General features: G+C 61.1%; 12 protein-coding genes. 6 read left to right on the top strand and 6 right to left on the bottom strand.

Translation table 11 applies throughout. The features are described 5' to 3' along the window. Positions 1-65: 65 nt before the first annotated feature. Positions 66-875, top strand: a complete 810-nt coding sequence (locus ACR0NJ_RS02150; RefSeq protein WP_480815481.1) for a M90 family metallopeptidase — start codon at positions 66-68, stop codon at positions 873-875. Between the two features lie 10 nt (positions 876-885). On the opposite strand, the gene ACR0NJ_RS02145 is transcribed toward ACR0NJ_RS02150, so the two are convergent. From ACR0NJ_RS02145 to ACR0NJ_RS02135, 3 genes are read right to left on the bottom strand one after another with little or no spacing between them, the layout of a single operon-like run. Beyond that, positions 886-2,355 (bottom strand): carboxypeptidase M32, encoded by a 1,470-nt coding sequence (locus ACR0NJ_RS02145; RefSeq protein WP_480815480.1) that lies wholly within the window; start codon positions 2,353-2,355, stop codon positions 886-888. Positions 2,356-2,359: 4 nt separating this feature from the next. Then, on the bottom strand, positions 2,360-3,505 hold the full coding sequence (ctaA, locus tag ACR0NJ_RS02140; RefSeq protein WP_480815479.1) for a heme A synthase: 1,146 nt from the start codon (positions 3,503-3,505) through the stop codon (positions 2,360-2,362). A 60-nt stretch (positions 3,506-3,565) separates the two neighbouring features. After that, positions 3,566-4,309, bottom strand: a complete 744-nt coding sequence (locus ACR0NJ_RS02135) for an RNA methyltransferase (protein WP_480815478.1) — start codon at positions 4,307-4,309, stop codon at positions 3,566-3,568. A gap of 162 nt (positions 4,310-4,471) precedes the next feature. On the opposite strand from ACR0NJ_RS02135, the gene ACR0NJ_RS02130 reads away from it, so the two are divergent. Continuing rightward, on the top strand, positions 4,472-5,092 hold the full coding sequence (locus ACR0NJ_RS02130; RefSeq protein ID WP_480815477.1) for a thiamine phosphate synthase: 621 nt from the start codon (positions 4,472-4,474) through the stop codon (positions 5,090-5,092). Here ACR0NJ_RS02130 and ACR0NJ_RS02125 read toward each other — a convergent pair. Continuing rightward, positions 5,089-6,222: a HupE/UreJ family protein gene (locus tag ACR0NJ_RS02125; protein ID WP_480815476.1), complete on the bottom strand. Its 1,134-nt coding sequence runs from the start codon at positions 6,220-6,222 to the stop codon at positions 5,089-5,091. The two genes, ACR0NJ_RS02130 and ACR0NJ_RS02125, sit on opposite strands and share 4 nt — an antisense overlap. A 158-nt stretch (positions 6,223-6,380) precedes the next feature. Here ACR0NJ_RS02125 and ACR0NJ_RS02120 point away from each other — a divergent pair, with 158 nt between their 5' ends. The 3 genes from ACR0NJ_RS02120 to ACR0NJ_RS02110 all read left to right on the top strand — a co-directional run bounded on the left by ACR0NJ_RS02120 (position 6,381) and on the right by ACR0NJ_RS02110 (position 8,924). After that, positions 6,381-7,274, top strand: a complete 894-nt coding sequence (locus ACR0NJ_RS02120; protein WP_480815475.1) for a PfkB family carbohydrate kinase — start codon at positions 6,381-6,383, stop codon at positions 7,272-7,274. Then, positions 7,271-8,182, top strand: a complete 912-nt coding sequence (locus tag ACR0NJ_RS02115; protein WP_480815474.1) for a pseudouridine-5'-phosphate glycosidase — start codon at positions 7,271-7,273, stop codon at positions 8,180-8,182. The genes ACR0NJ_RS02120 and ACR0NJ_RS02115 overlap by 4 nt, the downstream gene beginning before the upstream one ends. A gap of 64 nt (positions 8,183-8,246) precedes the next feature. Then, the gene (locus ACR0NJ_RS02110; RefSeq protein WP_480815473.1) at positions 8,247-8,924 is read left to right on the top strand and encodes a DUF502 domain-containing protein; all 678 of its coding nucleotides are present in this window, start codon (positions 8,247-8,249) and stop codon (positions 8,922-8,924) included. On the opposite strand, the gene ACR0NJ_RS02105 is transcribed toward ACR0NJ_RS02110, so the two are convergent. Together ACR0NJ_RS02105 and ACR0NJ_RS02100 are read right to left on the bottom strand one after the other, a co-directional pair. Further along, positions 8,925-9,950: a patatin-like phospholipase family protein gene (locus tag ACR0NJ_RS02105; RefSeq protein WP_480815472.1), complete on the bottom strand. Its 1,026-nt coding sequence runs from the start codon at positions 9,948-9,950 to the stop codon at positions 8,925-8,927. A 64-nt stretch (positions 9,951-10,014) separates the two neighbouring features. Next, on the bottom strand, positions 10,015-10,788 hold the full coding sequence (locus tag ACR0NJ_RS02100) for a 3-hydroxybutyrate dehydrogenase (RefSeq protein WP_480815471.1): 774 nt from the start codon (positions 10,786-10,788) through the stop codon (positions 10,015-10,017). A 286-nt stretch (positions 10,789-11,074) separates the two neighbouring features. Here ACR0NJ_RS02100 and ACR0NJ_RS02095 point away from each other — a divergent pair, with 286 nt between their 5' ends. After that, positions 11,075-12,889 (top strand): extracellular solute-binding protein, encoded by a 1,815-nt coding sequence (locus ACR0NJ_RS02095; RefSeq protein ID WP_480815470.1) that lies wholly within the window; start codon positions 11,075-11,077, stop codon positions 12,887-12,889. Positions 12,890-13,100 lie beyond the last annotated feature (211 nt).

The raw sequence follows: 13,100 nt of genomic DNA, 5'->3' as shown, positions 1-13,100 counted from the left end.
CAGTTGGGCAAACCCATGAAGCCACACGGGTTTTCAGCCTTGCCTGACCCGGCTATGGTTCTCGCATGTACGTGTTCATCGCAATTCTGCTGCTCGTCGCAGGGATCTTTGGCTACCGCTATTGGTCCAGACAACATGCGCTGTCGAAACTGCTGGTGTCGCCTCTGACCGACCACCAGCGTGCGATCATTGACGCCGAAGTGCCCATGATCAAACGCCTTCCGCCGCGCTTTCGGACAGCGCTGGAGGGCAAAGTGAACCTCTTTCTGGATCAAGTCCACTACTTTGGTTGCGATGGGCTGGAGGTGACCGAAGAGATGGAGCTGTCCATCGCGGCGCAGGCCTGTCTGCTCGTCGTGAACAGTGATCTGTGGTACGACAACCTGACTACGATACTTATCTACCCCAACGCCTTCAAATCCCGCCAGCAACGTCACAGCGGTTATGTCGTCACCGAGAAAGAGATCGTGCGCACCGGCGAAAGCTGGGATCGCGGGCCGGTGATTCTATCCTGGGCACACAGCAAAATGGGCGCGATGAATGATCGGGACGGGCAGAATGTTGTGCTGCACGAGTTCGCGCATCAGATTGACGATTTGTCCGGTGGCACAAATGGGGTTCCGATCCTTGGCGAAGGGCAGAGTTTCGCGGAATGGGAGCGCGTGTTCCTGACCGCCTACGACGCCCATGTGCGCGCTGTCGAGGCCGGGCAACCGACGGTTATCGACCCTTACGGCGCGGTTGGTCATGAAGAGTTCTTTGCCGTCTCGGTCGAGATCTTCTTCGAACGCCCCCGCGCCCTAAAGGCCGAAGCCCCGGATGTTTACGTCCAATTGTCCAAACTGTTCCGCCTGGACCCGGTGACGTGGCACTGACAGCCAGCGATTAAAGCCCGTAAAGCGCCCCGAACTTCGCTTCCAGATAGTCCAGCAAAGGTTCGGGCCCCGGCTCTATCCCGCTGGCGCGTGCGATCACCTCGCGCGGGGCATACAGGCCACCGAATTGCTGCACGTTTTCGCGCAGCCAACAGGTCGCGCCGGATGTGTCTCCCAGCGCCAGTTGCGCGTCCAGATCAGGCAAAGCCTTGCGCAGCGCCTGATGCAGGCATCCGGCATAGACGTTGCCCAGCGAGTAGGTCGGGAAGTACCCGAACAGCCCGACCGACCAGTGCACATCCTGCAGACACCCGTTCGAAGGCTTATCAACCGCATAACCGAAATCGGCCTTGAACCGGTCATTCCACACGGCCTCCAGATCGCCGACCTGCAGATCACCCGCCATCAGCGCGCGTTCCAGATCGAATCGCAGCATTATGTGGAGGTTGTACTGCACCTCATCCGCCTCGGTCCGGATGTAGCCGTTGTGGACCCGGTTGACCGTGGCGTAGAAGATATCGGCATCCGCAATGCCGAAATCGCCGAATACGTCGCGCATCTGGCCGAACAGCCAGCCAGTGAAGGCGCGGGACCGGCCCAACTGGTTCTCGTAAATCCGGCTTTGGCTTTCATGCACGCCCATGGAAACCCCGCTGCCCAGCGGCGTCAGCGCATAGGCCGGATTGATGCCCTGTTCATAGGCAGCATGGCCGACCTCGTGAATGGTCGAGTAGAAGCAGTTGAACGGATCGGTCTCGCTGGTGCGCGTGGTGATCCGCACATCGGACCCGCTGCCGGAACTGAACGGGTGTACGGCCTTGTCGACGCGCCCCCGGTTCAGGTCGTAGCCGAATGTGGTCGCCAGTTTCTGAGACAGGCGCATCTGGTCCATCTCATTGAAAGACCTGTCAAGCGCAGGCGGCGCGGGACGGTCGAGCAGAGCCCCCCGCAACGCCACAAGGCGCGGGCGCATCTGATCGAAGATCGCGGCGATCTGGGTGCCGGTTGTGTAGGGCTCATAATCCTCGACCAGAGCGTCGTAGATGTCCCCCCCCTGCGCCAGCGCGGCCCCTTCCTCACGCCTGAGCGCAACCACTTCTTCCAGCACCGGCAGGAAGGCGGCGACGTCCTCAGCCGCGCGGGCCTGTGCCCATATTCCCTGCGCAGCCGACGTGACGCGGGCGATGGCTTTGGCCAGATCGGCCGGGACCTTGATGGTGCGCTCGTAAGAGCGGCGGATTTCGCGCAGTTGCGCCTGCCCGGCTTGATCCTCGGGTTCCGCCTTATCCAGCCACTCCGCCACGCGCGGGTCGGATCGGCGGGCGTGCAGCACCGCCTCGATCGCCGCCATTTCCTCGGCCCGTTGCGGGGCCGCACCGCGCGGCATGACCGTTTCCTGATCCCATCCCAGCCGCCCGGCGATCTGGCCAAGGGCCGAGGTTTCGCGCTGAAACGCCATCAGATCGTCAAAAGCTGTCATCGGGTCAGGCTCCACGAAGCGAGGTTGCAATGGGATACGCGGTTAGGAACCGCGCGCGCAGGATCAGGGTCCAGACGATCACCGCCAGAAACTGATGCAGAATGGCGATCTGCCACGGCGCGCCGTAGACGACCGTCACGATCCCCACCACAACCTGCAGCGACAGTGCGGCAAAAGCGGCGTTGAAGGCGAAGCGCGTCTGCGGATGGGCGCTGGTGCCGCCGCGCCGCCACACGACGACACCGAAAGCCAGCAGCAGATACCCGCCACAGCGGTGTATGAACTGGACCAAGCCGGGGCTTTCGAAGAAGTTCCGCCACATCGGCTCCAGCATCGTCGCGTCAGGCGGCAGGAGTTGCCCGCCGATCAGCGGCCAGTCGGTGTAAGACCGCCCGGCGTCGATTCCGGCGACAAGCGCGCCAATGAGAATTTGTAAAAAGGCGAAGTGCATCAGGCCGGTCGACAGCGAGAACAGTTTCGCCTCCTTAGCGCGGCGGGCCTGCATCAGGTCGCGCTCGTCCCGGCCCAGTTCAAAGATGTACCACGCAAGGAAGCCGAGGATCACGAAGGCCAGCCCAAGGTGGATCGCCAACCGATAGCTGGCTACGGCGGTCATCCCCTCGCCCTGTGTGACGCCTGAGGCGACCATCCACCAGCCAACCGCGCCCTGCACGCCGCCGAGGATGCCGGGGATCAACAGTTTGCCGATCCACCCGGTCGGGATTTTCCGTGCTGCAAGGAAGCCAAAGAACCCTACGGCCCAGACCAGACCGATCACCCGGCCCAGTTGACGATGGCCCCATTCCCACCAGTAGATCGTCTTGAAGTCCTCCAGTTCCATCCACTGGTTCTGGATGCGCCACTGGTCGATCTCTTTGTATTTGTCGAACTCAGCCTGCCAGTCGGCTTGGCTCATCGGCGGGATCGCCCCGGTGATCGGACGCCACTCGGTGATCGAGAGGCCACTGTCGGTCAGGCGCGTCAACCCGCCCACAGCAATCATCACCACAACCAGCGCGAAAAGGATCATCAGCCAGGCGCGAATGGCGCCGCGCGCGCCGCGCCTTCCCCGGTCGATCATGCCGGGTTGCACCGCCTGTTGCTTCTCGGTTTCCGAGACCTCTTCGAAGATGCTGCGCTTACCGCTCATGCCGTCCTCATGTCTTTGAATCGCCTGCACGCTAGGGCCATGGCGGGATAACGTCCAGCCTCAGCCCTTCTCCTTCCAGCGGACCATCTGCCGCATGATCCCGTGCAGCATCTGCACATCCGCCCGCGTCATGCGCATCCGAGACCACAGGTTGCGCAGGTTGACCTTCATCCCTTCGGCCTTTTCGGGTGGGTAGAAGAACCCGGCCTCGTCCAGCCGGTCCTCGTAGTGTTCAACCAGCTTCTCAACCTCGATCCCCGTGGCCCAGTCGCCCTTACCCAGATCGGTCGCCTCATGCACCACATCCCCGGTCTGGCGCATCCACTCATAGGCGGTCAGCAAAACGCATTGTCCAAGGTTTAATGAGGCATATTCCGGGTTCACCGGGACCGAGATGATGGCGTTGGCCTTGGCAATATCCTCATTCTCAAGCCCTGCCCGTTCGGGACCAAACAGAACGGCCACCTTCTCACCCGCCGCGACTTTTTCAGCCGCGATCTGCATCGCACGCTCGGGGCTGAAAACCGGCTTGGTCAGGCCGCGCTGCCGCGCGGTTGTGGCAAAGACATAGGTGCGATCCCCCAAAGCGCCCGCCAGATCGTCAAACAATTGTGCTTCATCCAGCAGACGCCCCGCCCCGCTGGACATCGCCACGGCTTTGGGGTTCGGCCACCCGTCGCGCGGGGCCACGATCCGCATCCGGTCCAGCCCGAAATTCCACATCGCCCGCGCGGCGGCGCCGATGTTCTCGCCCATCTGCGGGCGCACAAGCACGAAAGACGGCTGGGATGTATCGCTGGGCATGGTCTACTCCGAAAAACTGCGCCTGCTCTAATCCCCGTATCCGCATAGAGCAACCCGATCCCTTCTTCTGTTCCCAAATACCTCCGCTGGAGGCATTAAAGTTTGCTTCCCCGACGCAATCCGCTAAACCCCGCCCAAGACGAAAAACCCGAAGGACGCGCCATGGATACCCCCGAGCAGCCGCAGATTTACCTGATCACGCCTCCGACGATCACGCTCAGCAGTTTCCCCGATCAACTGGCCCGCGTTCTGGACGGGGCCGAGATTGCGTGTATCCGTCTGGCGCTGGCGGGCAATGACGAGGACACCATCGCCCGCGCCGCCGATGCCTGCCGCGAAGTGGCCCACGCCCGCGATATAGCGCTGGTTATCTCGAACCATGTCCTGCTGGCGCAACGGCTGGGGTTGGATGGCGTGCATCTGGACGATGCCGCGCGCTCGGTCCGGGCCGCGCGGAAAGAGCTGGGCGCGGATGCCATTGTCGGAAGCTTTTGTGGTGCGTCCAGCCATGACGGCATGACCGCTGGTGAGATCGGCGTTGACTATGTTGCCTTCGGTCCGGTCGGGGCCTCGTCGCTGGGCGATGGAACACTGGCCGAGAAAGACTTGTTCCAATGGTGGTCCGAGATGATCGAGGTGCCCGTTGTTGCCGAAGGCGGCCTGACCCCTGACCTGATCCGCGACCTTGCCCCCTGCACCGATTTCTTCGGCATCGGGGATGAGATCTGGTCGGGCGACGATCCTTTGGCCGCGTTGAAAACGCTGACTTCCGCGATGTCCTAAGCGAACAGAAGCGGTTTGACGATCCAATAAACGCCGACACCCGCGATGAGCATCGAGGCCAGAACCGAGATTCGGCCCCGCAAACGGTGCGAATTGCCGGAGATCAGCGAAGCAACGGCAAATACACCCACGGCTATTGCTATGGTTGTCCCTGCAACTCCGGCCCAGTATCCCAGAATGGTCGGGGGCAAATGATCGGGTGGCACTCCGACCGCAGCAAGGGATTGCGCCAGACCGAAACCAGCAAAAAAACCAACCGCCAAAACCGCCAAAACCCGCCAAATCTGCAACCGTCGCCAGATCAGGTTCCAGAGGGCAAGAACCACAATGGCTGCGGTAAACGTTTGCGCGTCGATGACGAGCGGCAGCGTCGCGACCTCATAAACCGCCACTCCCAGACCCACCAAAACACCCAAAGACAGTGTCACCAACTGAGTTAAAACCGGCCTGACACGCAGCGACAGAAATACCAGCGTCAGGGCGAGCAGGATCAGTTTTGGCCCATTCGGAAAAACGCGTGTGACCCCTTCTGCGAAGAACACCCGCAAGGTCTGTTCCACACTCAGCGAGGCTCCGCCGTGCAGCGGTATCTGGGGGCTAGTCTCTCCAGCAGCAAGATAGGCCGTGTACGGGGCCGAGACATTCTGTTGTCGCAAAACGGCAGGTCCAAACCCCTCGGGCCAGTGCAGGCGCAGGCTCGCCGCCCCATCCGGCAACGCGCCGGTCAAAAGCAGCTTTGAAACCCGCGCGGTCTGTGGATCACCGACCACCGGAATACGCACCCCCTCGTAAGACAGCGCGACGGGCCCTGCGGCATCAACCTGCAAGGTTTGCATCCACGGCAGGACAAACTCTCTGATCTGTGGTTCCAACTCAGACGACACCAGCCTGCGCAGGTTTCGATATTGCGCGTTGTCTACAGGCTCGGTGGGGTCGACCCCGGCCAAAAGCGCCTCGGCATTCAGGCTGAGTTCCAGAAACAGTGTGTCGGATTTGGTCCAGAAATCAATGACCGTCGGCCCCGAGCCTTGCGCGACGCTTTGCTCCGGAAGCGCTGCAAACGCCACAAAAAGACCAAACAGAAAACCCGTAATGCGATTGAGGATGGTCGAAACGACACCACCCGCCATTAAAACCTCTCCACCAAACAAATCACAATACCAATCATTTGAACCGATAGTTCAGCCGAATCCGCAGGATGGCAAGTCAAATCAGGCGTTGCCGGGATTCTGCCCTATGGCACCGCTTCGCCCTTGCGCGGACACCGGGGCTGCGGCATGACTGCGCCATGACGAAGAACAGCGAAATCCTGTGTATCGGGTCTGTCCTTTGGGACGTGATCGGTCGTTCAGCCAGCGCCATGCGGCAGGGATCGGACGTGCCCGGGCGCATCACCCGCCTGCCCGGCGGTGTGGCCATGAACATCGCCATGACTCTGGTCCGGTTCGGCATGACCCCGACGCTGCTGACCGCAATAGGCCGCGACCCCGAAGGCGATGAGCTTGTGCACGCCTGTTCCAGACTGGGCATGGTGACGGACCACATTTACCGCTCACAAGACCTGCCCACCGACCGCTACATGGCAGTCGAAGGGGCCAACGGCCTGATCGCCGCCATCGCCGACGCCCATTCGCTTGAGGCGGCGGGTGCGAAAATCCTGCGCCCTTTGTTGCATGGACCTCTGGGCTATGAAAACACCCCGTTCGACGGCCCCATCGCGCTGGACGGCAACCTGACCCTGACCCTGCTGGAAGAGATCGCACAAAGCCCGGCCTTCGCCCGCGCCGATCTGCGGGTCGCCCCGGCCTCGCCCGGTAAGGCCGAGCGGTTGCTGCCCTTCCTGAAACACGCCCGCGCGACGCTGTATGTGAACCTAGAAGAGGCCGGGTTGCTGTGCCAGCGCGACTTCGCGGATTCCGAAAGCGCCGCCAAGGGCCTGCTGGATCGCGGTGCTCTGCGCGTGCTGGTGACGGATGGCGGCAGCTCGGCCACCGTCGGCTCGGCCTCTGGTGTGTTGACCCAGACACCCCCATCCGTGCTTGTCACCCGCGTGACGGGTGCGGGCGACACCTTCATGGCGGCCCATATCGCGTCCGAGGCCAGCGGCGCGGATGACGAAACGGCCCTGACCCGCGCCCTGCGCGCCGCCGCAACCTACGTTTCCGGAGAGACCCCACTGTGATCGACATCCATTACTCAGCCGAGGTCCGCGCGGCCAAAGATGCAGGCCAACCCATCGTTGCGCTGGAAAGCACGATAATCACGCACGGCATGCCCTACCCGCAAAACATCGAGGTTGCGGCGCAGGTCGAACAGGACATCCGCGACGCCGGAGCAATCCCGGCCACGATGGCAGTGATTGACGGCGTGTTGAACGTGGGCCTTGAAGCAGATCAGTTGAAAGCCCTTGGGCAAGCGCAGGGCGTCGCCAAAATCTCGCGCGCAGATATGGCCGCCTGCATTTCGACCGGCGGCACCGGGGCGACCACCGTGGCAGCCACCATGATCGCCGCGGACTACGCAGGGATCGAGGTGTTTGCTACCGGCGGTATCGGCGGCGTCCATCAGGGGGCCGAAACCTCATTCGATATCTCGGCTGACCTGCACGAGTTGGGCCAAACCCCGGTCACAGTGGTCGCTGCCGGGGCCAAAGCCATTCTGGACCTCGCAAAAACGCTTGAGGTGCTGGAAACACTGGGCGTCCCGGTCATCGCCTTCGGTCAGGACGAATTCCCCGCCTTCTGGTCCGCCAAATCCCCCTACGGCGCCCCGCTGCGCATGGACAGCCCCGAGGCCATAGCCAAAGCCCATGCAACCCGCCGCGCGCTGGGGCTGCCCGGCGGACAACTGATCGCCAATCCGATCCCTGCAGAAGATCAGATCGCAGCTGAGGAGCTGGCCCCGATCATCGCCTCGGCCCAGGCCGATGCCGAAGAACACCGGATCACCGGCAAAGCCGTCACGCCCTACCTGCTGCAACGAATTTTCGAGTTGACCGAGGGCCGTTCCCTGACCGCAAATATCGCGCTTGTGCGCAACAACGCGCGTCTGGCAGCCGGGATTGCCAAAGCACTTGTGAAAGGTGTGTAAACCTGCCCTATTGTACCAACGCCCCGGATTGCTTAACTAATTCCGCAAACCACTCGGAAGCGCAATGAACACACCCTTCGACGAAGAGCCTCACCGCCGCCCCGGCCTGTTTTCACGGCTGCGCGCGTCCTTTCTGACGGGCATCGTCGTCATTGCGCCAGTGTGGCTGACGATCTGGCTGATCTGGTCGGTCGTCGGCTGGATCGACAGCGCGGTTCTGCCTTTGATCCCACAAAGGTTCCAGCCTCACGAATATGTGGGCATCAACCTGCGTGGCGTTGGCGTTGTTATCTTCCTGATCTTCACGATCCTCGTGGGTTGGGTCGCCAAGGGCATTCTGGGCCGGTCTTTCATTTCCTTTACCGAAAGCCTTGTGGACCGGATGCCCGTCGTCCGCTCGGTCTATTCCGGCATCAAGCAGATATCCGAGACGGTCTTTGCCCAGACGGAGCGGTCGTTTGAAAAAGCCTGCCTGATCCAATACCCGCGCCGGGGCATCTGGGCGATCGGCTTCGTCTCGACCACCGCAAGGGGCGAAGTCAGCGAACGCGCGGAAACCGCCGGAGAATTGCTCAGTATCTTCGTCCCTACAACGCCCAACCCCACATCGGGCTTCCTGCTGTTCTTCCCCGCCGAAGATGTGATCCTTCTGGACATGACCATTGAAGAAGCCGCCAAGCTGGTGATTTCCGCCGGTCTCGTTTACCCCAACGACAAAGACCCAACCCAGCCGCCCGAGTGATCAGCCGAACATCGCCGGCAGATCGACGGTACTGTTCTGCCCCAGATCACCTTTGTGTCTGACCAGAAACCCATCCGCCGCATCCCGCCCAGCCTGCTTGAGCTTATGCAGGATCACCGGGTTCGGCACGGTTTTGGTGGCGACCGATAGGCTGTTCATCAGCTCATTGTCGGCAATCATATGCACCAGAACCCGGCTCATCTCACCGGCCTTCAGCTTGCCCTCTTCCAACAGGCGTTGAACGAAGTTGATCGCGCGCAGCTCGCGGAACAGGGATGAGTTGAAGCTGATCTCGTTGATCCGGTTCTGTATCTGCTGCGGTGTTACCGGAAGTTCATCCCGCTCCAGCGGATTGATGTTCACGATCACCACATCGTCCGGCAGATCGTCGTTGAACAAAGGGTACAAAGCCGGGTTGCCGGTATAGCCGCCATCCCAATACGCCTCGGTCCTCTGGGCTTCGGGGTCGTAAATCTCCACCGCCTTAAACAGCGTCGGCAAGCAAGCCGAGGCCAAAATCGCCTGGGTCGAAATCTCCTCACCGGTAAACACCCGGATCTTGCCGCTGCGCACGCAGGTGGCGCAGACAAACAGTTGCGGACCCTGATCGGCACAGACCTCGTCAAAGTTGAACCGGTCCACCACAGATTCCAGCGGGTTCGAATAAAACGGCCCGTAAGCATAGGGCGACACCATCCGTGACCACGCATCGCCTATGGAAAATGGCAGCGAATACTCCATCGCCTGCGCGATATGAGCAGGCTCGACCCCGCGAAACCAATTGGCAATGCGCATGTCGCCAATCGCGCCCATCCGCTTCCAGACCTCGTTCAACCGCTCCCGCGCGCCGTCGCGCCCGTTGTGCACCATCCCGGACTTGAACGCCGCCCCGTTCAGGGCGCCCGCCGAGGTGCCGGTAATCGCTGCAACTTCGATATCCTCTTCATCCAGCAGCCGGTCCAGAACACCCCAGGTAAACGCCCCATGCGCCCCGCCGCCTTGCAAAGCCAGATTGATCCGTTTCACAACGCCCGCCCCTTCTTCTGTTCAAAAATACCTCGGGGGTGTGGGGGCAGCGCCCCCATGACCGTCACAAAGCCGTCCAGCCCCCATCCACGGAAATAGTCGTCCCGGTAATCTGAGCCGCCGCGTCCGAGCACAGGAACACAGTCGTCCCGCCTAGTTGCTCAACCGTCGCAAACTCTTTCGAGGGCTGCCGCTGCAACATGACGTTTTTCACCACATCCTCGCGGCTCATGTTGTATTCCTTCATCGTGTCGGGGATCTGCGCCTCGACCAACGGCGTCAGCACATAGCCCGGACAGATCGCGTTGCAGGTGATCGGTTCTTGCGCCGTTTCCAGCGCCACAGTCTTCGTCATCCCGACCACCCCGTGCTTGGCCGCAATGTAGGCCGCCTTGTAAGGCGATGCGGTCAGACCATGCGCCGAGGCGATGTTGACGATCCGGCCCCAGCCCTTTTTCCGCATCATCGGCAGCGCCGCCGCCGAGGTGTGAAAGGCCGAGTTCATGTTGATCGCAATGATCGCGTCCCATTTGTCGACCGGAAACTGATCAATCGGCGAGACGTGCTGGATACCTGCGTTGTTGACCAGAATATCGCAGGCCCCGGTCTGCTCGATCAGCGCGCGGCACTCATCCCCTTTGGACATGTCCGCCTTGATGTAGCGCGCCTTCGTCCCGGTCTCCTTCGCGATTTCGGCGGCTAGCGCGTGATCTTCGTCACGATCCGTGAACGAGTTCAGAACCACGTCGGCCCCGGCTTTTGCCAATTCCCGGGCCACGCCCAGTCCAATCCCCGAATTCGATCCCGTGATGATTGCCGTTCTTCCAGACAGGCTCATGACCGCTCTCCCTTAACATTCTGTCGGTGCCACAGTGCCATGCTGCACCTGCAAAGAAAACTGGGAAACACGTCGCGCCCGGCTGCAATTGGGACGAAAAAAAACGCCCGCACGAAGCGGGCGTTAAGTTATTGAGGCAGGTTTCATACAGGCAAGAAACCTATCGAGCAGTGAGACCTTTATAAGCAATTCCGCGCCTTCGTCCAAGCTAAAAGTTTGAAAACAAGAAAAATCATCGGTACGATGAATCCCAACAAAATAAGGCCAGAGCAGGATTGTTTCCAAAATGAGCCCGGATTTTCTTCGCCCCGTTCGCTATTTGATCGGGGGAATCGCCACTGTTTTTGCAACTTCGATGGCCCATGCAGAATCGGCTCATGGCATAGCTATGTATGGCGACCCGGCCCTACCACCGGATTTTGTGTCGCTGCCATACGCCAACCCGGACGCGCCCAAGGGCGGCAAGGTCGTTTTCGGAAATACCGGCGGCTATAACAGTCTGAACCCGTTTGTGCAAAAAGGCACCTCTCCGTGGCAGTTACGATTTTGGACCCACGAAGGCCTGATGGGCCGGTCCTGGGACGAACCTTTCACTCTTTACGGGTTGTTAGCCGAATCAGTTGAGACTGCAGAAGACCGGTCTTGGGTCGAATTCACCCTGCGGGAGGAGGCCCGATTCTCGGATGGCACCCCGGTTACGGTCGATGACGTGATCTGGTCGTATGAGACGCTGGGGACCGAGGGGCATCTGCGCTATCGCGGGCTTTGGGGGAAGATCGACAGCATCGAACAGACCGGCCCGCGCTCGGTCCGGATCACCTTCAACGAACCCGACCGGGAACTGGCCCTGATCGCCGGACTGCGCCCGATCCTGCAAAAGGCGCAGTGGGAGGGGAAGTCTTTCGCCGACGCCCAGTTGCATGACGTGCCAATCGGCAGCGGCCCCTATGTGATCGAAGACTACGAGGCCGGGCGCTACGTGAACCTGCGCCGGAGTCCGGACTACTGGGGCGAGGATATCCCCTTCCGGCGCGGCACGATGAACCTGGACGACATGCGGATCGAGTTTTACGGCGACGCCACGGTCCTGTTCGAGGCGTTCAAGGCCGGAGAACTGTCTGCCGTACGCGAGTTCAACGCCGACAAATGGGACAACCAATACGGCTTCCCCGCCGTTCAACGGGGAGAAGTTGTCAAAACCGAGATACCGCACGGCAAACCTTCGGGCATGACGGGATTTGTCATGAACACCCGCAAGGCTCCGTTCGATGACTGGCGCGTGCGCGAGGCGCTGGCGCTGGCCTTCAATTTCGAATTCATCAACGACACCATCACCGGCGGCGCGCAGCCAAGGATCACCTCGTATTTCTCGGGCTCTGATCTGGCCATGCAACCCGGCCCGGCCACGGGGCGCGTCGCCGAGTTGTTGCAGCCCTACGCCGATGACCTTCTGCCCGGCACGCTTGAGGGCTACACCCAGCCCCAAGGCGACGGGTCGGCCCGCAACCGCAAGAACCTGCGTCAGGCTGCGGCTTTGTTGGCCGAGGCAGGCTGGACTATTCAGGACGGCGTTTTGCGCAACCCAGACGGTGACGCGTTCCAGATGACGGTTCTGCTGCAGCAGGGCGACAGCGACATGCAGACCGCCGTGGAAATCTACAAGCGCGCGCTGGAACGTCTGGGCATTCAGGTCACTACCGAGCAGGTGGACAACGCCCAATACTCCGGTCGAACCGCCGAGTTGGACTTCGACATGACCCCCTTCCGCCGCGCGCTGTCCCTGTCCCCTGGCAACGAACAACGGCTGTATTGGGGAAGCGAAGGCGCAGACATTCAAGGCACGCGGAACCTGATGGGTGTCGCGTCGCCTGCGGTGGACGGGGTAATCGACGCCATGCTGGCCTCGGAAACGCACGAGGATTTTGTCGCGGCCACCCGCGCGCTGGACAGGGTTCTGACCGCCGGGCGCTACGTGATCCCGATCTGGAACTTTGACGTGGGGCGCATTGCCCATTCCAGTACGCTAAAATTCCCTGAAACGCTGCCGATCTATGGCGATGGCCCTCAGTACATGCCCGAGGTTTGGTGGTACGAAGAATGACCCAACCCACCGCGCTGCGATTCCATGCCTCATCCTCCGCCTGCCGGACGCCGACCGCGGTGCAAATCGCTGGCCCCTCCCGTTGTGAAAACTGACGGCCCAATAATCGGCGGAAATCGGCACACGCGCTAAATCGCACTATTTATTGAGGTGTGATAGCGCAAACTCCGCAATTTTTGGACTTGTCAGCAATGCTTCGTTGAATTGGGCA

Source organism: Ruegeria sp. F11, from assembly GCF_056533855.1.
The sequence above is the reverse complement of the archived record's forward strand: the minus strand, read 5'-3'. Positions and strand labels throughout refer to the sequence as shown.

What these genes read in the sequence shown, in the direction of transcription:
- ACR0NJ_RS02150 (WP_480815481.1), top strand. Translation starts at nt 66, where the DNA reads ATGTACGTGTTCATCGCAATTCTGCTGCTCGTCGCAGGGATCTTTGGC.
- ACR0NJ_RS02145 (WP_480815480.1), bottom strand. Translation starts at nt 2,355, where the DNA reads ATGACAGCTTTTGACGATCTGATGGCGTTTCAGCGCGAAACCTCGGCC.
- ctaA (WP_480815479.1), bottom strand. Translation starts at nt 3,505, where the DNA reads ATGAGCGGTAAGCGCAGCATCTTCGAAGAGGTCTCGGAAACCGAGAAG.
- ACR0NJ_RS02135 (WP_480815478.1), bottom strand. Translation starts at nt 4,309, where the DNA reads ATGCCCAGCGATACATCCCAGCCGTCTTTCGTGCTTGTGCGCCCGCAG.
- ACR0NJ_RS02130 (WP_480815477.1), top strand. Translation starts at nt 4,472, where the DNA reads ATGGATACCCCCGAGCAGCCGCAGATTTACCTGATCACGCCTCCGACG.
- ACR0NJ_RS02125 (WP_480815476.1), bottom strand. Translation starts at nt 6,222, where the DNA reads ATGGCGGGTGGTGTCGTTTCGACCATCCTCAATCGCATTACGGGTTTT.
- ACR0NJ_RS02120 (WP_480815475.1), top strand. Translation starts at nt 6,381, where the DNA reads ATGACGAAGAACAGCGAAATCCTGTGTATCGGGTCTGTCCTTTGGGAC.
- ACR0NJ_RS02110 (WP_480815473.1), top strand. Translation starts at nt 8,247, where the DNA reads ATGAACACACCCTTCGACGAAGAGCCTCACCGCCGCCCCGGCCTGTTT.
- ACR0NJ_RS02100 (WP_480815471.1), bottom strand. Translation starts at nt 10,788, where the DNA reads ATGAGCCTGTCTGGAAGAACGGCAATCATCACGGGATCGAATTCGGGG.
- ACR0NJ_RS02095 (WP_480815470.1), top strand. Translation starts at nt 11,075, where the DNA reads ATGAGCCCGGATTTTCTTCGCCCCGTTCGCTATTTGATCGGGGGAATC.